19 protein-coding genes are annotated in these 24,617 nt (G+C 35.0%); 14 read left to right on the top strand and 5 right to left on the bottom strand.

The window, feature by feature from the left end:
* Positions 1 to 135 precede the first annotated feature (135 nt).
* Positions 136 to 435, top strand: a complete 300-nt coding sequence (locus G9F74_RS14765; protein ID WP_000214792.1) for an ArsR/SmtB family transcription factor — start codon at positions 136 to 138, stop codon at positions 433 to 435.
* Between the two features lie 179 nt (positions 436 to 614).
* Here the strand turns inward: G9F74_RS14765 and G9F74_RS14760 are convergent, their stop codons facing one another.
* Entirely contained in the window at positions 615 to 800 is a 186-nt protein-coding gene (locus tag G9F74_RS14760) for a YkvS family protein (protein ID WP_000646787.1), read from the bottom strand.
* 649 nt (positions 801 to 1,449) lie between these two features.
* On the opposite strand from G9F74_RS14760, the gene G9F74_RS14755 reads away from it, so the two are divergent.
* From G9F74_RS14755 to G9F74_RS14705, 11 genes are all read left to right on the top strand, one after another.
* The gene (locus G9F74_RS14755; protein WP_000627296.1) at positions 1,450 to 1,767 is read left to right on the top strand and encodes a hypothetical protein; all 318 of its coding nucleotides are present in this window, start codon (positions 1,450 to 1,452) and stop codon (positions 1,765 to 1,767) included.
* A 796-nt stretch (positions 1,768 to 2,563) separates the two neighbouring features.
* A complete protein-coding gene (locus G9F74_RS14750) occupies positions 2,564 to 3,766 on the top strand; it encodes an L-lactate MFS transporter (protein ID WP_000750116.1) in 1,203 nt (400 codons plus the stop codon).
* 716 nt (positions 3,767 to 4,482) lie between these two features.
* A complete protein-coding gene (gene dhbA, locus G9F74_RS14745) occupies positions 4,483 to 5,268 on the top strand; it encodes a 2,3-dihydro-2,3-dihydroxybenzoate dehydrogenase (RefSeq protein ID WP_000991102.1) in 786 nt (261 codons plus the stop codon).
* Positions 5,269 to 5,294: 26 nt separating this feature from the next.
* Positions 5,295 to 6,494, top strand: coding sequence for an isochorismate synthase DhbC (gene dhbC / locus G9F74_RS14740; protein ID WP_016108343.1), 1,200 nt, complete (start codon positions 5,295 to 5,297; stop codon positions 6,492 to 6,494).
* 12 nt (positions 6,495 to 6,506) lie between these two features.
* The gene (locus G9F74_RS14735; RefSeq protein ID WP_000955332.1) at positions 6,507 to 8,123 is read left to right on the top strand and encodes a (2,3-dihydroxybenzoyl)adenylate synthase; all 1,617 of its coding nucleotides are present in this window, start codon (positions 6,507 to 6,509) and stop codon (positions 8,121 to 8,123) included.
* Positions 8,124 to 8,147: 24 nt separating this feature from the next.
* Positions 8,148 to 9,041 carry an isochorismatase family protein gene (locus G9F74_RS14730; protein ID WP_016108344.1) on the top strand — a complete coding sequence of 298 codons (894 nt, stop codon included), beginning with the start codon at positions 8,148 to 8,150 and terminating at the stop codon, positions 9,039 to 9,041.
* Between the two features lie 33 nt (positions 9,042 to 9,074).
* Positions 9,075 to 16,232 carry an amino acid adenylation domain-containing protein gene (locus tag G9F74_RS14725; RefSeq protein ID WP_016108345.1) on the top strand — a complete coding sequence of 2,386 codons (7,158 nt, stop codon included), beginning with the start codon at positions 9,075 to 9,077 and terminating at the stop codon, positions 16,230 to 16,232.
* Positions 16,229 to 16,453, top strand: a complete 225-nt coding sequence (locus tag G9F74_RS14720) for an MbtH family protein (protein WP_000184075.1) — start codon at positions 16,229 to 16,231, stop codon at positions 16,451 to 16,453. The genes G9F74_RS14725 and G9F74_RS14720 overlap by 4 nt, the downstream gene beginning before the upstream one ends.
* The gene (locus tag G9F74_RS14715; protein ID WP_016108347.1) at positions 16,453 to 17,883 is read left to right on the top strand and encodes an MDR family MFS transporter; all 1,431 of its coding nucleotides are present in this window, start codon (positions 16,453 to 16,455) and stop codon (positions 17,881 to 17,883) included. The genes G9F74_RS14720 and G9F74_RS14715 overlap by 1 nt, the downstream gene beginning before the upstream one ends.
* A 58-nt stretch (positions 17,884 to 17,941) precedes the next feature.
* Positions 17,942 to 18,691, top strand: coding sequence for a 4'-phosphopantetheinyl transferase Sfp (gene sfp, locus G9F74_RS14710; protein WP_000573008.1), 750 nt, complete (start codon positions 17,942 to 17,944; stop codon positions 18,689 to 18,691).
* Positions 18,692 to 18,726: 35 nt separating this feature from the next.
* Positions 18,727 to 19,269 carry a hypothetical protein gene (locus G9F74_RS14705; RefSeq protein WP_000959149.1) on the top strand — a complete coding sequence of 181 codons (543 nt, stop codon included), beginning with the start codon at positions 18,727 to 18,729 and terminating at the stop codon, positions 19,267 to 19,269.
* A 43-nt stretch (positions 19,270 to 19,312) separates the two neighbouring features.
* On the opposite strand, the gene G9F74_RS14700 is transcribed toward G9F74_RS14705, so the two are convergent.
* Positions 19,313 to 19,585 carry an HU family DNA-binding protein gene (locus G9F74_RS14700; RefSeq protein WP_001043908.1) on the bottom strand — a complete coding sequence of 91 codons (273 nt, stop codon included), beginning with the start codon at positions 19,583 to 19,585 and terminating at the stop codon, positions 19,313 to 19,315.
* A gap of 204 nt (positions 19,586 to 19,789) precedes the next feature.
* On the opposite strand from G9F74_RS14700, the gene G9F74_RS14695 reads away from it, so the two are divergent.
* On the top strand, positions 19,790 to 20,557 hold the full coding sequence (locus G9F74_RS14695; RefSeq protein WP_000577310.1) for a DUF3891 family protein: 768 nt from the start codon (positions 19,790 to 19,792) through the stop codon (positions 20,555 to 20,557).
* A 14-nt stretch (positions 20,558 to 20,571) separates the two neighbouring features.
* Positions 20,572 to 21,096 (top strand): DinB family protein, encoded by a 525-nt coding sequence (locus G9F74_RS14690; protein ID WP_000656264.1) that lies wholly within the window; start codon positions 20,572 to 20,574, stop codon positions 21,094 to 21,096.
* Between the two features lie 149 nt (positions 21,097 to 21,245).
* Here G9F74_RS14690 and G9F74_RS14685 read toward each other — a convergent pair whose 3' ends face one another.
* From G9F74_RS14685 to G9F74_RS14675, 3 genes are all read right to left on the bottom strand, one after another.
* Complete coding sequence (locus tag G9F74_RS14685; RefSeq protein ID WP_000790784.1) at positions 21,246 to 22,439, bottom strand: S8 family peptidase; 1,194 nt, start codon at positions 22,437 to 22,439, stop codon at positions 21,246 to 21,248.
* A 341-nt stretch (positions 22,440 to 22,780) separates the two neighbouring features.
* Positions 22,781 to 23,791 (bottom strand): DUF3994 domain-containing protein, encoded by a 1,011-nt coding sequence (locus G9F74_RS14680; protein WP_016108348.1) that lies wholly within the window; start codon positions 23,789 to 23,791, stop codon positions 22,781 to 22,783.
* A gap of 62 nt (positions 23,792 to 23,853) precedes the next feature.
* A complete protein-coding gene (locus G9F74_RS14675) occupies positions 23,854 to 24,507 on the bottom strand; it encodes a DUF7018 domain-containing (lipo)protein (protein ID WP_033668504.1) in 654 nt (217 codons plus the stop codon).
* Between the last annotated feature and the right edge of the window lie 110 nt (positions 24,508 to 24,617).

Raw genomic sequence — 24,617 nt, 5'->3', positions numbered from 1 at the left:
AAGTGAATAATTGTAAGTTCTATTTTTGAAAATTTGAGATCCTATTATTTCTATATAAAGGTCTTGAGCGGGAGTATTGAATTTTGTAGAAATGGATCTTAATAAAAAGGAATTCATATAAAAGGGGAATGTCTTATGACAACATATACGAGTGAAATGAAAAAAAGTGTAGTTTCAGAAGAGGATGTAGATATTTTAAAAATTATGGCGCATCCAATCCGATTACAAATTGTAAATGAATTAAGTACTAGAAAAACTTGTAATGTAACACAATTAACAGAATTGTTGAATATTCCACAATCGACTGTTTCGCAACATTTATCAAAAATGAAAGGTAAAGTGTTACGAGCTGAGCGAAAGGGTTTAGAAATTTATTATCACATTAATAATTTAAAAGCGAGTAAGATTGTTAATGTTTTAGGGTATATAAACTAATGAAGTATTATGATATAAAATAGCCTCTGCTGGTGAGCAGAGGCTATTTTGTGTTGTTTTATCCCGCATTAACGGGCAATGAAACTTCCACCTCAAAATTTAGCTTGAGCAAAGAAATTAGGATGGGAGATAAACTGCCCGTTAATGCCCGATTGGTGAGGGTTGATTAAAGTTTTACTTTATGTATTTGCATTTAAAATTTTATAGTTTTTATGATTTACTATCGTTCGATCAAATTCAAAAGTACCACCGCTTACATCTGTAATTTCAACTAAGACCGATTCAGTATATAGTTTTAGTACAGACCCTGTAATCTTTAAATTATTTCGTTGAAAAAGTATAGTATCCCCTACGTTTGCTTTCATAGTACCTCCTTATAAAAGACAGAAATATTTGTTTATTACATATATTAAACCACGGATAGTTATATTAGTGAATATTTAGTTTTGTTTATCAATGAAAAATTTTTTATTTAATAAAAAAGTATAGAGTGCTCCTATGGTAAAAGTTATATTTTGTTTAAGGTTATTATATGCAAAGTAAAATTTTTCAGAATTGGCGAACCAATATTTCTATGTAAATTATGTAGCTAAACAAATTAATCAAAAGAGAGATAATATGTAGCTCTAAACGTAAAGTAGATAAGCAAAGTTTTATAGGGAAGGCAGCATTGTTTTTAGGAGTACAGTAAGTGATTTCTTCAATAAGTATAAATAAGCGTTTCTCAAAAGTAATAGTATTCAGGTGAATATAGTATAAGGAATGAAAAGAAATGGAGTTATGATCTGTATAAATCTGACTAAAAATATAGAAAAACTCAAATATAAAAAGGTATTCAATTAAAAATGGAGAAGTAATATATATGAAAGGAGAGATTCATATGAGTAAAGGGAAAAAGAAAGTTAAGCAAACTAGTTTTCTGGTGAATTTTTTGAACGGCAAGGGGAGTCTCGTGAAATTTTAATAGTATTATAGTTATCCCCTTGTGAAAAAATTGGTTGGGGGAATATATAAATGATAACAGAAATGAATATTAAAGTAGTTTGTGAGGAACAGTTTTCAAATAGAGAAATAAAAATTTTAGAGACGTTTCTTTCAACTCTATCGGGGCATTCTAACGCTTTCGTTACAAAAGAGGGGATGTTTTTAAATCCTTTAAGTAAAGAGAAGAGTGTGGTCTATTATCACAATTTTGTATTTGTAAAATCACTTACAGAAGAAAAGTGTGCAGAATTAAAAGAAGTTTTAACAAGACGTATTAAAAACGCTTTCGTTATGATGGAATTTGTAGAGCCAATCGTTACATTTGAAGAAACAATTATAAACGTATAAAGAAAATCAGCCTTATGAATTGACCTAATAAAACCTTCTCTTTACTAAATAGTAAAGAGAAGGTTTTATTACAGCCCAGTTTAATTTACGAAAATACAACAACTCAATTCAAATAGTACGTGTATTAACAAAGGCTGACAATGATTTCATTTGTGTTCTACTATTTAAAGTTCAATTCAAAGATGGTTGTCAAACAGATATTCATATAGGCCGAATTTTTGAAAGTAAAGTTTTTAATAAGATAGGTATAGATGAGAAGTCATTCTGAGATTAAAGAGGACACTATAGGATTGTAACCATTACACTTTTAATGTAATGGTTTTTTTCATGCAAACAACCAGAAACTTCGAAAAGAAGTTATATATATTCGTATCCAATTAAGTAGGGAACCTTTTGTTTGCATAAGGTAATCAAAATTTGACTGGAGCAAAGAAATTAGGTGGGAGTCGGGCTGCCCGTAAACATCTGATTGGTGTGGCCTAATAATCAATGAGAGGTGAATAAAATCCTACAGATTAAAGTTTCACTAAATGAAAAAGATTTCAAAAACACTTGTAAGCCGTACTTATATAACACAATACGAACAGCCGCTACGTATTTAATAAGTAGTTCTTTGTATTTCACCCTTCGTTTTCTGTAACTGATTTCATATTTTTGACGCTTTGTATTGTAAGTGCTTACATAAGCAGAAACATCTTATACAATGAAGTTGTCAAATCAAAGAGGTGGACAAAATGAACATAAAAAAATCAAATGTAGCGAATAGCATTGAAATAGAAGGAGGAGGCGGGATAATATGAAAAAATCAACTGTTAATCCATGGCTTGTTGTCCTTGGTACAGTCATAGTACAAATGGGGCTTGGAACGATATATACTTGGAGCTTGTTCAATCAGCCTTTAGTTAGTAAATTTGGTTGGAGTCTGAATGCTGTTGCTATAACTTTCTCGATTACAAGCCTTTCTTTAGCGTTTTCAACATTGTTTGCGAGTAAATTGCAAGAAAAATGGGGACTTCGTAAACTCATTATGATAGCTGGACTAGCATTAGGACTAGGATTAATACTTAGTTCACAAGCTTCCTCATTAATATTGCTTTATGTATTAGCAGGAGTTGTCGTAGGGTATGCAGATGGTACAGCATATATCACTTCACTATCGAATTTAATTAAGTGGTTTCCAGAGCGTAAAGGTTTAATTGCTGGTATATCTGTCTCTGCATATGGTTCAGGTAGCCTAATCTTTAAATACATAAACGCACAGTTGATTGAATCAGTTGGTGTATCACAAGCGTTTATATACTGGGGTTTAATTGTTACAGCTATGATTGTGATTGGCGCTTGTTTAATCCATCAAGCTGCTGATCAAGGGGCAGTTCATGAAACAAAAACGCAGGAATATACAACGAAAGAAATGCTAGGTACAAAACAAGTATACTTATTATTTATTATGTTATTTACATCATGTATGAGTGGCTTATACTTAATTGGCATGGTAAAAGACATCGGTGTTCAACTTGTAGGGCTTAGCGCAACAACAGCAGCTAATGCAGTGGCTATGGTTGCAATCTTCAATACATTAGGTCGTATTATTCTAGGACCGTTATCAGATAAAATCGGCCGTTTAAAAATCGTTACTGGTACTTTTGTTGCTATGGCGACTTCAGTCTTGGTCCTAAGTTTCGTAGATTTAAATTATGGTATCTACTTCGTCTGTGTAGCAAGTGTAGCGTTTTGCTTTGGCGGAAATATCACTATTTTCCCAGCTATTGTTGGTGATTTCTTCGGCATGAAAAATCATAGTAAAAACTACGGAATTGTGTATCAAGGATTCGGGTTTGGAGCGCTTGCAGGTTCCTTTATCGGTGCAATTCTAGGTGGATTTAAACCAACTTTCATGGTGATCGGCGTATTATGTGTCGTGTCATTTATTATCGCAATTTTAATTCAAGCACCTAATAAGAAAAAAGAAAAAGAAGAAGAATATCGCAGTGTAGCGTAACGATTTAAACCTTCTATGGCACTACGATAAGAAAAAGCACTCTATGAAATAGGGTGCTTTTTTCTATATGAACTTTTTTAAATTATTTTTCCCTACCAAGTCCTTGTAATCGACGTAATGATACGAATAAAAGCGCGAGTAAAACATCAATTTGGATTATATTAGGATTTTATTAAGGGATGCATAATATAGGAAAATCTAAATAAATCTTAGATTATACATAGAATATTTATTGAGAAATGAAAGATGTAAAATAAAATATTTTCAGAAAAATGTTGAGAAAAGAAAAAATGAATTTTTGGTAAAGCATTGTAGGCGAAGAAATCTACAAGTTATCTTTTTGAATTTCAAAAAGATGATAAGGAATTATGGATTTATTTTGTATCCTTTATTACAGCCCGTAAAACCCCCAATGAATAAAGTTGCACTTTATTTAAAGTACTTTTTAATGCTTATAGATGTAGACTTACATAGAAACATAAAAAATATTTTGTCTGAAAAATAAAAAAAGATTGACAAGATTATTGAGAAACATTATCATTTCGATGTAAGAGTAGTAAATGAAAAACATTATCAATTAATTGCATTTTAATGAAAAGTACACTTGACCAATTAGTTTAGTAAGTGTATTATTTTTTACATTACCAATGATAATGAAAATCGTTATCATTTAATTTGTTTCATTAGATTAATTTTTATATGAAAGGATAGAGGAAATGAACGCAGGGGAATTTGATGGAAAAACCGTTTTCGTAACAGGTGCAGCGCAAGGTATAGGTAGTGTTGTAGCAAAAATGTTTTTAGAAAGAGGGGCTACAGTTATTGCGGTTGATCAAAATGAAGAAGGGTTAAATGTGTTATTAAATCATGATGCATCATATGAAACGCGTATGAAGACATTTCATTTAGATGTGAGTGATAGCAATGCTGTTGAAGAGGTAGTAAACCGAATTGAAAATGACATAGCGCCTATAGATATATTAGTAAATGTCGCAGGAGTTTTACGAATGGGAGCGATTAACTCTTTAAGTGATGAAGATTGGCATAAAACATTCTCTGTAAATACTACAGGAGTTTTCTATATATCTCGATCGGTAAGTAAACGTATGATGGTAAGAAAATCAGGGGCAATTGTTACAGTTGGCTCAAATGCAGCAAATACTCCGAGAATGGAAATGGCTGCGTATGCTGCATCAAAAGCTGCAACGACAATGTTCATGAAATGTTTAGGATTAGAGCTTGCATCATACAATATTCGCTGCAACTTAGTTTCTCCTGGTTCTACTGAAACTGAAATGCAAAGGTTACTATGGGCTGATGAGAATGGAGCTAAAAATATAATTGCTGGTTCCCAAAATACATATAGACTCGGTATACCATTACAAAAAATTGCACAACCTTCAGAAATTGCTGAAGCAGTATTGTTTTTAGCTTCTGATAAAGCGAGTCATATTACAATGCACAATTTATGTGTCGATGGCGGAGCTACATTAGGAGTTTAATAAAAAATTCAGGAGGTTTTCATACTATGAATGAACTTACAGCCGTAAAGGAACTGTCAGAAAAATTATTAGAAGATTATAAGACTGAATCTTCGTTCTTTTTCACTTCACCAACTCGAACGATATTGACAGAAGGAGAGGTTACTACAGTAAAACATCATGAAATTGAAAGTTTTCCAGAACTTGTACAAGCGGTATTAAGTAATGCAAAACAATCCGGAAATCCGAATCCTATCGTTGTTGGTGCTTTGCCTTTTGATCGTAGAAAAGAAGTTCAACTTATTGTACCGGAATATTGCAGAATTACTGAGCGTTTACAGTTGGAGACAACAAATGAGATAAAACCAAATGAGAAACTGACATTTGAAATGACACCGGTTCCAGCTTCTGAAACTTATATGAATGGTGTGAAGCAAGGGATTGAAAAAATTCAGGATGGAGATTTAAAAAAAATCGTTCTATCTAGATCGTTAGATGTTAAATCTTCAGAGAAGATTGATAAACAAAAACTACTTCGCGAATTAGCAGAGCATAATAAGCACGGTTATACATTTGCTGTGAATTTACCGAAAGATGAAAAAGAGAACAATAAGACATTAATTGGAGCAAGCCCTGAATTGCTTGTTTCACGTAGTGGTATGCAAGTCGTTTCTAATCCATTAGCTGGTTCAAGACCAAGAAGTGACGATCCAGCTGAAGATAAAAGAAGAGCAGAGGAATTACTCTCTTCACCAAAAGATTTACATGAACATGCGGTAGTAGTTGAAGCGGTTGCTGCTGCGCTTCGTCCGTATTGTCATACATTGCATGTGCCAGAAAAACCATCAGTTATTCATAGTGAAGCAATGTGGCATTTGTCTACCGAAGTGAAAGGTGAACTTAAGAATCCAAATACTTCTTCTTTACAATTAGCAATTGCTCTCCATCCTACGCCAGCAGTTTGCGGAACTCCAATGGAAGCAGCAAGAGAGGCTATTCAAAAAATTGAGCCATTTGACCGTGAATTCTTTACAGGAATGTTAGGGTGGAGCGATCTAAATGGAGATGGCGAATGGATTGTTACAATTCGTTGTGCGGAAGTGCAAGAGAATACACTTCGTTTATATGCAGGAGCTGGAGTTGTTGCTGAGTCAAAACCAGAAGATGAGCTAGCAGAAACATCAGCTAAGTTCCAAACAATGCTGAAGGCTTTAGGGTTAAGAGATAATTCGTTGAATGAAAAATAGGGGGAAGAAAGAATGTTAACAGGTTATACGGAATGGCCAAAAGAATTCGTCGATCGTTACCGAGAAGAAGGGTGTTGGCTTGGTGAAACATTTGGCGGAGTGTTAAGAGAGCGTGCTGAAAAATATGGAGATCAGATTGCAGTTGTAAGCGGTAATAAGCATATAACGTATAGTGAACTTGATAAAAAGGTAGATCGCTTAGCTTCAGGTTTACTGAATGTAGGAATAAAGAAAGAAGACCGAGTTGTAATCCAGTTACCTAATATTATAGAGTTTTTCGAAATATGTTTTGCACTATTTCGAATTGGAGCGCTTCCTGTTTTTGCGCTACCTTCACATCGAAGCAGTGAAATTAGTTATTTTTGTGAGTTTGGCGAGGCGAGCGCTTACGTTATTTCAGATAAGGCTCTCGGTTTTGATTATCGAAAACTAGCAAGAGAAGTGAAAGAGAAAGTGCCAACTTTACAACATGTAATTGTAGTGGGAGAAGAAGAAGAGTTTGTGAACATAAATGATCTGTATATGGATCCCGTCTCATTACCAGAAGTTCAGCCAAGTGATGTTGCGTTTCTTCAATTATCAGGAGGGACAACAGGACTTTCTAAATTAATTCCTAGAACACATGATGACTATATTTATAGTTTACGTGTTAGTGCTGAAATTTGTAATTTAAATGCAGAAAGTGTCTATATGGCCGTTCTTCCAGTAGCACACAATTACCCGATGAGTTCTCCAGGAACATTTGGAACTTTCTATGCGGGTGGAAAGGTAGTGTTGGCAACTGGAGGGAGTCCAGACGAGGCATTTGCTCTTATAGAAAAAGAAAAAGTGACGATTACAGCGCTCGTTCCACCATTAGCAATGATTTGGCTTGATGCTGCATCTTCCCGTAATAACGATTTATCGAGCTTGCAAGTGATTCAAGTAGGTGGTGCGAAATTTAGTGCCGAAGTTGCGAAGCGTATTCGTCCTACATTTGGATGTACGTTACAGCAAGTGTTTGGTATGGCAGAAGGGCTAGTAAATTACACAAGATTAAATGATCCGGAAGAAATCATTATTCATACACAAGGTAGACCGATGTCTACATCCGATGAAGTAAAGGTTGTTGATGAAAATGATAACGATGTAAAACCGGGTGAAGTAGGTAGTTTATTAACACGAGGTCCATATACAATTCGTGGTTATTATAAAGCGGAAGAGCATAATGCACGATCATTTACAAAGGATGGATTTTATCGCACAGGTGATCTTGTAAAAGTAAATGAACAAGGTTACATCATTGTAGAAGGAAGAGATAAAGATCAAATTAATCGTGGTGGTGAGAAAGTTGCTGCGGAAGAGGTTGAAAATCATCTATTAGCACATGATGCAGTACATGATGTAGCAATTGTATCTATGCCTGACGATTATTTAGGTGAACGCACCTGTGCTTTTGTTATAGCTCGCGGACAAGTTCCAACTGTAAGTGAATTAAAAATGTTTTTAAGAGAACGTGGTATAGCGGCTTATAAAATTCCAGATCGAATTGAATTTATTGAATCATTCCCGCAAACAGGAGTCGGAAAAGTCAGCAAAAAAGAACTACGTAAAGTCATTGCTGAAAAACTTATTACAGTAAAACAATAATAAAAACCGGAAGGAAGTGATTAGATGGCTATCCCATCTATTTCAGTATATAAAATGCCAATTGAATCAGAACTACCAAAAAATAAAGTGAATTGGACACCAGACCCGAAACGTGCAGTACTTTTAATTCATGACATGCAAAAATATTTTCTTGATGCATATAGCGATAAAGAATCACCAAAAGTAGAACTTATTTCAAATATTAAAATGATAAGAGAAAAATGTAAACAACTTGGTATACCAGTTGTTTATACAGCGCAACCTGGTGGACAAACGTTAGAACAAAGAGGTTTATTACAAGACTTTTGGGGTGACGGTATTCCTGCTGGACCAGATAAAAAGAAAATTGTTGATGAACTTACTCCTGATGAGGATGATATATTCCTAACAAAATGGAGATATAGTGCATTTAAAAAGACAAATCTATTAGAAATTTTAAATGAACAAGGAAGAAATCAACTCATTATTTGCGGTATTTATGCGCATATTGGATGCCTTTTAACAGCTTGTGAAGCATTTATGGATGGTATAGAGCCGTTCTTTGTAGCAGATGCAGTTGCTGATTTTTCACTAGAGCATCATAAACAAGCATTGGAGTATGCATCTAATAGATGCGCAGTAACGACATCAACAAACCTATTGTTAAAAGATTTACAAAGTGTAAAAGGTGATGAGAGTGAAGGAATCACTATACAGGAAGTACATGAACTAGTTGCACAACTACTTCGTGAGCCAGTAGAGAGTATTGATATTGATGAGGACTTATTAAATAGAGGGCTTGATTCGGTCAGAATTATGAGTTTAGTAGAGAAGTGGCGTCGTGAAGGGAAAGAAATCACGTTTGCAGATTTAGCAGAACGTCCAACTGTTGCAGGTTGGTACAGCTTACTATCTTCACAAACAGCACAGGTGCTGTAACAAATAGACTACATAATAAAGGGGTAGTAAAGGATGCCTAACAGTCAAAAGATTCGTCATTCGTTATCATCTGCGCAGTCTGGTATGTGGTTTGCGCAACAATTAGATCCGCTTAATCCGATATATAATACTGGGGAATATGTAGAAATAAACGGGAATATTCATCAAGACATTTTTGAATTAGCTGTACGTAAAGTTGTAATGGAAGCAGAAGCACTTCATGTTCGCTTCGAAGAGGATGAAATTGGCCCATGGCAAGTTATTGAAGAATCACAGTTTCATATGCATTTTATTGACGTTCGTAAAGAAGAAAATCCTGAAGAAGCTGCTAAAGTATGGATGAAAAATGATTTATCTATGCCAGTCGATTTGAAAAAAGATACTTTATTTACTGAAGCACTTATTCAAGTTGAAAATAATCGTTTCTTTTGGTATCAGCGCATCCATCACATTGTGATGGATGGCTATGGATTTTCACTTCTTAGCCAAAAGGTAGCGAATGAGTATACATCACTTATAGAAGAAACAAACAAGAATGAAAAGCCATTTGGTTCTCTTGCAAAAGTTGTGCAAGAAGATATTGAGTATCGTGAGTCTAAACAATTTCAGGAAGATCGTACTTTTTGGTTAGAAAAATTTGCGGATGAACCAGAAGTTGTAAGTTTGGCAGAACGAGCACCGAGAACATCAAATGGATTTTCACGAGAAACAGCTTATTTATCTAGTTCTAGCACGAAAACTTTACTAGAAGAAATCAATATTTCGTTAACAAGTTGGCCGGAATTCATTGTCGCTGTAACAAGTATTTATATGCATAAATTAACAGGTGAAAATGATATTGTTTTAGGTTTACCAATGATGGGACGTCTAGGTTCTGTATCTATTCATACACCTAGTATGGTAATGAATTTAGTTCCACTTCGTATTACAGTAACTCCAAATATAACTCTTGCGGAATTATTGCAACAAGTTTCTAAAGAAATCCGAGATGTACGTCGCCATCATAAATACCGTCATGAGGAATTAAGAAGAGACTTAAAGTTACTAGGTGAAAATCAAAGGTTGTTTGGACCGTTAGTGAATGTTATGCCATTTGATTACGGGCTTAATTTTGCTGGGAAGCGTGGTATTACGCATAACTTATCAGCAGGACCTGTCGATGATTTATCGATAAATGTATATAAACGTTTTGATCAAAAGGAGTTAATGATTCATTTTGATGCGAATCCCGAAGTATATAATGGCGCGGAGCTAGCATTGCATAAAGAAAGATTTATGAATCTATTTGAATTAGTAATAAATAATTATGAGAAAAACGAGTCTATTGGAAAAATAAACATTACTCTGCCTGAAGAAAACCATAAAGTTTTATTGGAATGGAATGAAACGCAGGAAGCTGAAGAGCTAATCAATCTACCTTTATTATTTGAAAAACAAGTACAAAAAAATCCGAATAAAATAGCGGTTACTTGTAACGGAATAAAACTTACGTATAAAGAGCTAAATGAACGAGCGAATGAACTAGCACACTATTTAGTAGAAGAAGGAATACGACCAAATCAGTTTGTAGCTTTAGTATTTCCAAGGTCAATAGAAATGGTAGTTAGTATGCTAGCAGTTCTAAAGGCTGGTGCAGCTTATTTACCAATAGATCCAGAATACCCAGCAGAAAGAGTTAATTATATAGTAAATGCTGCAAAACCAGTTTGTATCATAACACATTCATCTGTTTCATCTAAGTTAGTTATAGAAAATGATATGAAAAAAATTGTATTAAATGAAGAAGAAACGAAAATAGCGTTACATACATATTCTCGTATGAATATAGCATGTAAGAATGATGTATCACTTTTAAACCCAGCCTATACAATATATACTTCAGGCTCAACAGGAAACCCAAAAGGTGTAATTGTTCCTATGAGAGGTTTAAGTAACTTTTTAATGGCTATGCAACAAAAGTTTTCATTAAATGAAAATGATCATTTATTAGCAGTTACAACGTTTGCGTTTGATATTTCTGCTCTAGAAATTTATTTACCTCTTATTAGTGGTGCAAGTTTAACAATTGCGCAAAAAGAAGACATACAAGAGCCTTCTGCATTAACGACACTTTTACATGAAGAAAGAGTGACCGTTATGCAGGCTACACCGACGCTTTGGCAGGCGTTAGTAACTGATTACCCAGAGAAGCTACAAGGGCTAAACATGCTTGTTGGTGGTGAAGCTCTTCCAGCGTATTTAGCAAATAAATTAAAAGAATTAGGTTGCTCAATAACTAATTTATATGGACCAACTGAAACGACGATTTGGTCTACTTTCATGAACATTGATGAAAGTGAAAAGGGTATACCACCTATTGGAAAGCCAATTTGCAATACAGAAGTGTATGTATTGGATGCAGGATTACAACCTGTTCCACCTGAAGTTATCGGTGAATTATATATTGCAGGAGAAGGAATCGCAAGCGGATATTTAGGAAAACCTGCGTTAACGGCTGAACGATTTGTTGCAAATCCATATGGAGAACCAGGGAAGCTTATGTACCGCACAGGTGATCTTGTGAAATGGCGTAACGACGGTGTGCTAGAGTACATGAGTCGCGCAGATCATCAAATAAAAATTCGTGGTTTCCGAATTGAATTAGCTGAAATTGAAACGGTATTACAACGACATGAAAATGTTCAACAAGCGGTAGTAATGGTACGAGAAGATCATCCAAATGATAAACGGATTATTGCGTATATCGTTGCTGAAGAGAAGGAAACGATTCATCTTTCAGAAATTCGCTCTTATGTTTCAGAAAGTTTAGCGAGTTATATGGTACCATCAGCATTTGTTGTGCTAGAAGAATTACCATTAACACCAAATGGTAAGGTTGATAGAAAGAAATTACCTGCTCCTGATTTTAATGGAATGAACAATGAGAGAGTTGCTAGAAATCCGAAAGAAGAAATATTATGTGATTTATTTGCAGAAGTACTTGGTGTTTCTCGAATTAACATTGATGATAATTTCTTTGAAATGGGTGGACATTCACTTCTCGCATCGCGTCTAATGGTAAGAATTCGTGAAACATTAAGTGTGGAAATAGGAATTGGAAAACTATTTGAATCGCCAACTGTGGCTGAATTAGCGAAACAATTGGATCGTGCCAAAAGCGCAAGACCAGCTATTAAGAAAGTAAGTAGACCAAATGAAGTTCCACTTTCATTTGCACAGCGCAGGTTATGGTTCTTAAATTGTTTAGAAGGTCCAAGTCCTACTTATAATATTCCGCTAGTCATTCGTATGAATGGAATATTGAATCGGCAAGCATTACAAGGTGCTTTTTATGATGTAGTTGAGAAACATGAAACACTTAGAACAATTTTCCCTAACGTATTAGGTAGTTCCTATCAGAAGATTTTAAATATGGAAGACTTAAATCTAGAAATGATTATAACAAAAACATGTAAAGATGAATTAGAAAGTGTGCTTTCAGAGGCGGTAAGACATAGCTTTAATCTTGATGTTGAGCCAGCGGTTCGTTTACAACTTTTTAAAGTGAGTGACAGCGAACATGTTTTACTAATTCTTTTACATCATATTGTAGGTGATGGATGGTCATTACAACCGTTAACGAGAGATTTTACAGCGGCGTATAAAGCACGATGTCAAGGTGACAGAGTTCAGCTGGAGACACTACCAGTTCAATACGCAGATTATGCACTTTGGCAACAGCAATTGCTAGGTGATGAAACGACACCAGAAAGTCTTATTTCAACACAATTAGATTTTTGGAAAGAAGAACTTAAAGGTTTACCAGACCAAATGGAGTTGCCTACAGATTACCAGCGTCCGGTGGAAACGAGTTATCGCGGGGAAACAATTCATTTTCATATAGATGAAGGTATGCATAGTAGGTTAGTAGAGCTTGGTCGTAAAAATGGGGTTAGTTTGTTTATGGTATTGCAAGCAGGGCTTAGTGCACTATTTACAAGATTAGGTGCAGGCACTGATATACCAATTGGAAGTCCGATTGCTGGAAGAAATGACGATGCGCTATCAAATATAGTTGGTTTATTTGTGAATACATTAGTGTTACGTACAAATACATCAGGAGATCCAAGTTTTAAAGAATTATTAAATAGAGTGAAGCAGGTAAATCTGGCAGCTTATGAAAATCAAGATGTTCCATTTGAACGACTCGTTGAAGTGTTAAACCCAGTACGTACCCGAAATAGTCATCCGCTATTTCAAGTTATGTTAGCTTTCCAAAATACGCCTGAAGCGACGTTTGATGTCCCGGATTTAGAAGCGAGCCTTGAAATTCAAAGTGTTGGTTCTGCAAAATTTGATTTAACATTTGAAATTAGCGAGAGTAATGGAGTTGATGGTACTCCAAACGGCTTACACGGATTGTTAGAGTTTAGTACCGATTTATATAAACGTGAAACGGTTCAAAAAATAATAGAACGATTCATTCTATTATTAGATGATGCAGCCAAACATCCGGATCAATCAATTGGTAGATTAGAAATATTAACTTTAGCAGAGCGAAATACAGTTTTAGAAAAGTGGAATGGTGGTTTTCAAATTGTGCCTGAAATGACATTGCCACAATTATTTGAAAAGCAGGCTCATGTAAATCCAAATTCTATTGCTGTCGTCTTTGAAGATGAAAAGCTAACGTATGAAGAGTTAAATGGAAAAGCGAATAAAATAGCTCGTTCGTTAATAGCAAAAGGAATCGGCCCGGATCAACTCGTTGCTTTAGCGATGCCAAGATCTTTAAATATGGTTGTAAGTTTACTTGCTGTTCTTAAAGCAGGTGCCGGATACCTTCCGTTAGATCCGGATTATCCGTCAGATCGTATTTCATTTATGCTACACGATGCAAAACCATCATGTGTGTTAACAAATTCAAGTGTAGAAATTGAATGTGATGAGGCACTAAAGATTTTAGTTGATGATGTGAACGTAATAGAAGAAATTGAAAAATATAGTGAAGACAATATTGATGAAATGGAGCGCATGAAGCCGTTATCTCCTTCACATATTGCTTACGTTATTTATACGTCAGGCTCAACAGGTAGACCGAAAGGGGTTATGATACCTCATCAAAATGTAGTAAGACTTTTAGGAGCAACCGATCATTGGTTCCAATTTGACGCAGACGATGTGTGGACGATGTTCCATTCATACGCTTTTGATTTCTCGGTTTGGGAAATTTGGGGACCTTTATTATATGGAGGGCGTTTAGTTGTAGTACCACATACTGTAAGTCGCTCGCCGAAAGAATTTTTACAGCTTCTTGTTAAGGAAAAAGTTACTGTTTTAAACCAAACTCCATCAGCGTTCTATCAATTGATGCAAGCAGATCGTGAAAATGAAGAGCTCGGTCAAAAATTATCTTTACGATATGTTGTTTTTGGTGGAGAAGCACTTGAACTAAGTCGATTAGAAGATTGGTATAGTCGTCATCCTCATAACGCACCGAAACTTATTAATATGTACGGTATAACGGAGACGACGGTACATGTTAGTTATATTGAGTTAGATGAGAGTATCGTTTCTTTACGAGCAAATAGTTTAATCGGGTGCAGTATACCAGATCTTAAAGTATACGTATTAGATAACTATTTACAACCAGTGCCACCAGGAGTAGTTGGAGAAATGTATGTTGCAGGTGCTGGACTAGCTCGTGGATATTTAGGAAGAGCAGGATTAACGGCTGAACGTTTTATCGCAGATCTATTTGGTAAACCTGGTACAAGAATGTATCGCACAGGAGACTTAGCGCGCTGGCGTCAAGATGGGACGTTAGATTATATAGGACGTGCAGATCATCAAATTAAAATTCGTGGATTCCGAATTGAATTAGGGGAAATAGAAGCGGTCATAATGAAACACGATAAAGTTGAACAAGTGGCCGTTATTGTCCGGGAGGATCAACCAGGGGATAAACGATTAGTTGCTTATATCGTCGCATCAAATAATGAAACGATTGATACGAATGAAATGCGTCAGCATGCTAGTGGTAGTTTACCAGATTATATGGTTCCATACGCTTTTGTAGTAGTAAATGAGTTACCTTTAACTCCAAACGGTAAATTAGATAGAAAGGCATTGCCAGCTCCAGAGTTTATTGCATCATCATCTAGCCGCGGACCGAGAACACCGCAAGAAGAAATGTTATGTGACTTGTTTACAGAAGTTTTAAGTGTGTCTCAAATTGGAATTGATGATGGATTCTTTGATCTTGGTGGTCATTCACTTCTTGCAGTGCAGCTTATGAGTCGTATGAAAGAGGCACTTGGCGTTGAACTGAATATTGGAACTTTATTTGCAGCACCTACTGTTGCGGGGCTTGCTGAAAGGCTTGAGATTGGGAATGGTCAAAGTGCACTTGATGTGTTGCTTCCATTACGAGCAAGCGGGGATCAATTACCACTATTTTGTGTACATCCAGCAGGTGGATTAAGTTGGTGCTATGCAGGACTTATGAAATCTTTAGGAACAGATTATCCAATCTATGGTGTACAAGCACGTGGTATCGCTGAAAATGAAGAACTTCCAAAAAGTTTAGAGGAGATGGCGGCGGATTACTTGAAACATGTTCGTGAAGTACAGCCTCATGGACCATATCGTTTATTAGGTTGGTCGCTTGGAGGAAATGTTGTGCATGCAATGGCGGCGCAACTACAAAATGAAGGAGAAGAAGTAGAATTACTCGTTATGCTTGATTCTTATCCTGGACACTTCTTACCGAATACGGAAGCGCCTACTGAAGAGGAAGCGTTAATCGCATTACTTGCTTTAGGCGGATATGACCCAGACAACATGGATGGTAAACCACTGACTATGGAAAGTGCGATTGCAATACTTCGCAAAGATGGAAGTGCATTAGCAAGTCTTGAAGAAGAGACTATTTTAAACTTGAAAGAAACATATGTAAATTCGGTAGGGTTGTTAGGGAAGTACGTACCGAAAGTTTATAACGGGGATATTTTATTCTTTAGGTCTACTGTTATACCAGACTGGTTTGATCCCATTTCTCCAAATACATGGCTAAATTATTTAGATGGAGATATCGTGCAACATGATATTGATTGTAGACATAAAGATTTATGTCAGCCAGGGCCTCTTACAGAAATTGGGCAAGTACTAGCGAAATATTTACAGAATAAGAAAGGGGTAAATAGAGTATGACGAATCCATTTGAAAATGATAATTACACATATAAAGTATTAATGAATGAGGAGGGCCAGTATTCTCTCTGGCCTGCCTTTCTCGATGTACCAATTGGATGGAATGTCGTACATGAAGAAGCTAGCAGACAAGTTTGCTTAGAATACGTTGAAGTAAACTGGAATGATTTAGAGCCAAAAAAAAATCAAATTAGCGAAAAAATATTAGTAGGAAAACAATAATGAAAGTAAAAATAAATCCAAAAGTAGTTATAAGCATCGTGTATATAACAGCGATGTTTATGGCTGCGATGGATGCAACAATTGTGAATGTAGCATTGCAAACGATAAGCAAAGAACTGCAAGTACCCCCATCTGCAATGGGGACAGTAAATGTTGGGTATTTAGTTAGCTTAGCTGTTTTTCTTCCGATTTCCGGTTGGTTAGGCGATCGTTTTGGTACGAAAAGAGTATTTTTAACTGCCCTTTTCGTTTTTACAATTGCATCTGCATTATGTGGAATTGCGAATGATATTACTTCATTAAATATTTTTCGTATCATTCAAGGTGCAGGTGGCGGACTTTTAACACCGGTCGGGATGGCGATGTTATTCCGAACATTTTCACCAGAGGAAAGACCAAAAATTTCTCGATTTATTGTACTGCCAATTGCTGTTGCACCAGCGATTGGACCAATTATTGGTGGTTTCTTTGTAGATCAAATGTCTTGGCGCTGGGCATTTTATATTAATTTGCCGTTTGGTATTATTGCGTTGCTATTTGGACTTCTATTTTTAGCAGAGCATATTGAAAAATCAGCTGGTCGTTTTGATTCTCTCGGTTTTGTTCTTTCAGCACCAGGTTTTGCGATGCTCATCTATGCACTCAGTCAAGGGCCGTCAAAAGGATGGATTTCTCTAGAAATAATAAGTACTGGGATAGCTGGGATTGTATTCATTTCACTGTTTATAATAGTAGAATTGAAAGTAAAGCAACCGATGTTAGATTTACGCTTATTAAAAGAACCCGTTTTTAGAAAAATGAGTCTCATATCCTTGTTTTCATCAGCTGGTTTACTTGGAATGCTATTTGTTTTTCCGCTTATGTATCAAAATGTAATCGGAGTTTCTGCGCTGGAATCAGGTCTTACGACATTTCCAGAGGCGATTGGATTAATGATTTCTTCGCAAATTGTACCATGGACGTATAAGAAATTAGGTGCTCGAAAGGTAATCTCTATTGGACTAATAAGTACCGCGGTTATATTTGTATTATTAAGTTTTGTAAATCATGATACGAATCCATGGCAAATACGGGCATTATTGTTTGGCATAGGTATTTTCTTAGGGCAGTCTGTCGGTGCAGTTCAATTTTCTGCTTTTAACAATATCACACCACCTTCTATGGGTAGAGCAACTACTATATTCAATGTGCAAAATCGATTAGGATCTGCCATAGGAGTTGCTGTTTTAGCTAGTATACTGTCTGGTTTTGGAAGTAATAACGCACAATCAGATTTCTTACCATATCAAGCGGCATTAATTGGATCAGCACTATTTTTACTTATAGCATTACTATTTTCTTTACGTATTTCTGATAAAGAGGTAATGTCAAAGAAGAAAGAAAAAATGTTATCCGTATCACAAAAAGAGAAAGAACTCGTCAATGAATAGCAATATATGTATGCTACTTTAATTGAAATTTATATTAGTAGTAAAAAGGAGATTTTACATGATAGAAAGTAAAGTTGTAGATTCTATACCAACTTTGAATGAGAATGATTGTCAAATATGGTGGGCAAGAATTTCAGATTTACAATCATGGCATTACAATTTACTAAATGATGTAGAGCAAGAGAAAGCAAATTCATATCATCATTCGGCAGATCGTGCACGTTTTATAATAGGTTGCGTAATTAGTAGGTTAGTTCTTGGAAAGATACTTTCTATGTCGCCAGTTCAAGTGCCGATTGATCGATTGTGCCCAGTATGTAAGTTACAACATGGTAGGCCGCAATTACCAGAAGGTATGCCACAATTATCAGTTTCACATTCGGGTGAGTGGGTTGTCGTTGCATTTACAAAATCTGCATCTGTCGGTGTTGATGTTGAACAAATGAATCCAAATGTAGATGTGATGAAAATGGCAGAGGGCGTATTAACAGATATTGAAATAGCACAAGTTATGAAATTACCTAATGAACAGCGATTAGAAGGATTTTTAACGTATTGGACTCGAAAAGAAGCTGTGCTGAAAGCGACAGGTGAAGGACTATTGATTCCACCAGTTGAAATTACTGTATCAGCTCCAAATGATCCTCCTAAATTGTTGGTTTTTAGGGATAGACAAGAGTTAGCAGAAAATACAAGGATGGAAGATGTAAGGCCTAGTTTAGATTATATGGCTTCCATTGCAATATTTAGTAAAGAAGTAACTGAAATTACGCAGTTAGACGCGGTAGCGCTATTAAATTATAAATAAGTTTAATAAAATATTTTATAGAAGAGGTGTTCCACATGTTAGTGGCGGAAAGTAGAACAAATGAATTCACTTATAATGTACAAGCAATTAAAAATATTTTATTTTCTGGAGATACATCATCTATTCTTGCTTTAGAAAAGCTTTTGAATGATACAGTTCAATTTGATGTTCTAGAACAAGAGGTAATAGATAGGCAGTACATTCCGAAAGAAGCAAAAAATTTCTTTGATAAAAACGGAACATTTCTTTATCGTGTATCTAATGTTAGTTATAAAGGTAAGGTGTTATCTGAAAATCTAATTTTTGCGGATACTTCTTTTTTACCGGATACAATAAAAAGTGAATTAGAAAGTGGAACTATTCCTGTTGAAAACCTGATAGAAAAAATGGAAGTAAGAAGAAACGTATTATATGAAGGATATCAGCCATCTGGAAATATTATCGAATTGTTTGATGGATGTTCAGTTGCGGCGAATGTGTATCCAACTAGAAAATATCAAATTGTAAGTAACTGCAAATGTGTATTTTATATTTGTGAAGTGTATCATGCAGAAAATATAAAGGACTTGCTTAAATAAGAAATAAACAAGAAACCAGCCTATAAAATGGCTGGTTTCTTGTTTATTTAACAGCTTCTTTTAATTCTTTACCTGCTTTAAATGCTGGAACTTTACCAGCCGCAATTTGAATTTCTTCCCCAGTTTGTGGGTTACGCCCTGTACGAGCAGATCTTTCACGCACTTCAAACGTTCCAAAACCGATTAATTGAACTTTATCGCCAGATTGTAATGCGTTAGCAATTGTGTCAAATACGGATTGTACAGCTGCAGAAGCATCCTTTTGAGAAATATCAGCTGTTTGTGCCACATTTTTAATTAATTCTGTTTTATTCATGTTTTCACCTCATAAAAATTTTTTTAGAATGAATGTTTTAGTATAATGGATAGTAAAGATAAAGCTAGTTTTATGGTTGGAAAGAATACTATATAGTTATGTTAATTTCGTTGCAAGAGACTGAATCCCTGCTAATAATTGGGGATTAATTAAGAATTGATGCATACAAAAAGCAATAGTATGAGGATGAGGGGGAATATACGTATGATTTTTCGTGAAAAGAGTGAGAAAGAGAGTATATTAATTCGTCAACATGATCATGGTTTTTTGGCTGGAGAGATTGCTAGGCATATAAAAGAATGTTTTTTTGAAGATACAACATACTTAAAAGAGACAATTGATGCAATATATGAACATGATAGAGGATGGATAGAACTTGATAAAGTACCAATTTTGAATGATGCTAAAAATATTCCGTATACATTTATGGATTGTCCAAGCCCATTACGTTTTGTTTTTTATACGATTGGTTTGAATGAAATTGAAGATTCTAATCCATACGGGGCATTACTGTGTAGTAAACACTTTTTATCATTCCCATTAAATGAGGAAGATGAAGAGATGCTTTCTTTTTATAAACATGAATTAGAACGACAAAAAAGAATTTTGAAAACGTTAACAAAGGAACAGTTTGCGATGTTCGATAAACATTATAGATTATTAAAGTTTTGTGATGAACTTTCTTTATACGTATGTATGAATAAGCCTGGTGTCAAAAAGAAAGATGAAGTTGATTTATTTAAAGATGGTTTTGAAGGAACAGAAATGTTTAATAGTAAAGAGGAGAAACTTATTCAAGCTGAATGGGTGGACGAGGAAACAATTCGGATTACACCATTTCCATTTCAAACGGAATTTTATACATATGTAAAATATAAAACGATAAATAAACATGAAATTGAAGAAAAAGGGATTGTAAAAGCTGATAGAGAATCGGAAATGAAGGAGCAAAACATTCGTTTTATACAATAAGGAGGTAATATAAATTGAAAGATTATATATTAAAACAGTGTGATTACCATGCTTGGGCTAATACTAGATTATTCAATCGATTAAAAGAGTTACCAAATTATGAGACAATTTTTAATGAGCAGATACAGAGTGTATTCCCATCCATTAAGGATACTTTTGCGCATATTTATATTACAGATCAAGTGTGGTTACACATATTACATGGCAGAAGTATGAGTGAAGCAATACAAGATCGTGAAAAGTTAAAAAAACAAATCGATACAAAATCGCTAAATGAATTAGAAGAAATGTTTTTAAATATAGCTAATCAGTATAAAGAATTTCTAAGTACACAACAAGATGTACATGCTGAATTTGTTATTAAGAATCCATATGCAGGGACACTACATACTTCAATTTTAGAATTAGTGCAACACGTCGTAAATCATGGTACATATCATAGAGGAAATATAACAGCAATGATCCGTCAACTTGGTCATTCATCGACAATGATGGATTTTGTACTGTATTTACATATGATTCAGAAAAAGGGGGAGTAATATAGTTTGTAAGAAGGAGAGACTTTAATTGTAAAAGTCTCTCCTTCTATTTTATCCTGCATGAACTGCCTATAAAGTACCGATTAGTGTGGGAAAATAATCATTTGGGATGTACAAAGCCTCCAATAAATAAAGTTTCACTGTATTTCTTACGAAGCTTTATTTTCTTGTAATTGCTTAGCGTATTGTACAGCCTTATATGCATTGACTCTACCGTTTTTCCAGTACGTACCTGTACCACTAATTTTATCAGAAGTTGACTCAATAATTTGGCGGATTTGTGTATTGCTATATCCTTGATTTGCTAAAAGAGCAGCGACTCCTGCAACATGAGGTGTTGCCATAGATGTACCACTTAATGATTGATACGTGCTCCCTTTATATGTTGAATATATATTTGAACCTGGTGCTGCAACATCTACCCAGCTACCATAAGTAGAAAATGAAGATTTTCTATCTGATTGATCTGTAGAAGCAACTGCAATTACTTCGCTGTAATAAGCAGGGTAATTAGCTTTTGTATTTCCAGCATTTCCAGCAGCTGCAACTATAACAGAGCCTTTATTCCATGCATATTGAACTGCTTGTTGTAATGCAGTACCACCATTTGGAGCTCCTAAACTTAAACTAATTACTTTTGCACCCGAATCAGCAGCTTCTCGAATACCTTGCGCTACAGCATCAAGAGTCCCGCTTCCTTGATTATCTAATACGCGAACAGCGTAAATGGAAGTCTGCGGGGCAACACCAGCAATTCCGACGCTATTATTCGTAAGTGCTCCAGTAATTCCAGCGCAATGTGTACCATGACCATTACCATCATCAGATGTATTGTCGTTATCAACATAATCATGTCCGTAAATTACTTTAGAAGCTAAATCAGGGTGTGAGCCTTGAACTCCTGTATCAATGATAGCTACTTTTACACCAGGATCACTTCGTTGGCTATCCCAAGCTTGTGGAGCTTGGATCTTTTGTAATCCATATTGATTTTTAAAATATGGATCGTTTGGATTCCAAAAGGCATGAACGTAATAATTCGGCTCTGCATATTCCACATCTGGATTATTTTTATAACTCTTTATTTTTTCTTTTACAGTACCTTTTGAAAATTGAACGACTTCAAAACCTAACTTATCATCTTTAGATAAGACATTAGCTCCGACAGATTTATGAAAAGATTGCACATTATTTAAAGATGCATTTTGCTTGAACTTAACGATTAATTGGTTAGGAACGTAATCAGTAGATGATGTTTCAGCACTTGAAGTATTCGTGTTAAAGAAGAAACCACCAATAATAAATGACAAAACAGATAGGAAAACAATGAATTTGTTTTTCAAAAGATTTTTCCTCCCTTTTCTTGGATGAGTTTTTCAGCGACACTTTAATGTCGCATTCCTTTTCAACTATATAGTTAGACCATACGATTTATGACATTTATGTGAAAAACTTTTATTGGAATAAAAAGGGGGGAAGATTGATATAAATTTATTTTAAATGATATTGGTTGAGTAAGAGAACGAAAAAAGGAATGCTCATTATGCATGAATCATTCCTTTTTTCATAGATTAATTGTGATTTCCAAATGAAGTTATACCATTTATAAATAGTTGTTACGTTTTATCCATCTTGATAAAAGAAATCTAAGTGGTTAAGAGGGAGTGACTCTATTTCTTGTCTATTAGAAACTTTGTTTCACATATCTTGTTGTGTTATTTGTTTCTGTATTTAATAATTGTAAGGTCTTACCATCGAAATTCTGTACAATATAAGGTATGTCTTTCTTAGAAACAGTGACTTCTTTACCGTTGTCCATTCGCTTCGTTATATGTAATTCAAAAGTCATAGAGTTTTTATCGTAAGACCATGTTCCTTCCGTTATATTGTCCTTGTTTGGGTAAGTTCCTGCTGTATATAACTCAAAAGTATTTCCACCTTTTATGATAAATGTTACTAGGAAACCACTAGAAGTTTCAAGTCCCCAGTCAGCAATTAACTCAGTTCCGTCTGTTACTTTACTCTTAACGTTTGCTTCGTTAACACCTGAATTAGTGTCTATTCCTGTTTTCTCACTAGCAGATATTCCGCCGCCGTTCGCCTTCGTTACTTCGTTTTTCATGTTGTTATATACTTCAATCCAGTATTTGTCGCCTTCTTTAACTAACTTTTCAGCGTTTTCAATTACTTCTTTGTCAGTTTTACCACCAGTATTTTTCTCTGTGTTTTGTGAGAAAATACGTTCTACTCCCTCAAAGGCTTTTCTGTACTTAGCGGTTGCTTTCTCAATATCCTTTTGAGCATCTATATACTTGTTCGGTGGGTCGATTTCTTCAAACTTATCAATTGCTTTAAAGATGTTTTCGACACTAACTAATACGTCTTTTCGTGTCTTATTGCCTTTGCTAGCTTCCCCAACTATATTATTGTACTCTTTGAATAGTCTATCAAACTCATTTCCTAAATCAATTAAATACATAGGATAGTCGTCTGCTAATACTCTTACTTTCTTCACATCAGAAGTTGACTGCTTTGAAGTACTAGAGTCAGCTTCTTTAGAAGTCTTAACTTCAGAATCCGTCTTAGCGGTTTTAGACTCTTCTGTCTTAGCAGGTTTAGACTCTTCTATTTTTATGCAACCGTTCATTAACAACATAACTGGTATGGTTAATCCTATTAGTTTCTTTGCTTTCATGATTAAATGCCCCTTATCCTTAGTTAATAAATTAGCCGTATCTATTTACCTTGATTTCAGCCTTACTGTGTTTTTCTAGAAATACTATCTGTTGCTTCCTCAAAAAGCTTTGAACCATCTTTAGCTTTCGTTAATGACTGATTGATCTTACTTTCGTTTTGTTCTTCTATTGCATCAAAAAGCAGTGCAAATGCTTCATTATAAAGTTCCATTGATTGTTTTATATTTTCTTGTTCTACTTTTAACTCAGGCGGTGCTTGGAGGTTTCTTAACTTTGTTACATATGCTTTTGCTCCACCTATACTTAATTGTACTTCACTTTTCTTTTGACTATATGACTTAACATCTGAACTTGCTACCTTTTCTATTAATTTCAAAACATCATCAACTTTAGTAGCATTTTCTACTATTTCTGACTTGTATTTCTCAACTTCTGAACCACTTAACTTTGCAGTTGATGAACTAGAGGAAGTAGATGAGTTTGAATTGTTAGAAGAAGAACTTGGTTTACTACTTGATGAGTTACTGTTTGCATCTTTACCATTCGCTGCAGATAAGCTATCATCTTTTTTACTATCGGTTGACTTACTCTCTTTCTCCATCTTTTGCGTTTCTTCTTTCTTTGGTTCCGCTTTCTTACTATCAGTTTCAATTGTAATACAACCACTTAATAACATAACTGGTAATGCTAAACTTACTAATTTCTTTGCTTTCATGATTCTTAATACCCCTTTATTTGTAAAATTTAGTGCAAACAAGTTAACATACTTAACTAAGAAGTTTTCTCCGAATAACATCTTAGAATCGTCTATCTATAGATTACCTT

The sequence above is a fragment of the Bacillus sp. EKM202B genome, from assembly GCF_011066025.1.
GTDB lineage: Bacteria > Bacillota > Bacilli > Bacillales > Bacillaceae_G > Bacillus_A > Bacillus_A toyonensis.
Note: the sequence above shows the minus strand (reverse complement) of the source record. Positions and strands in the feature narration are given on the sequence as shown.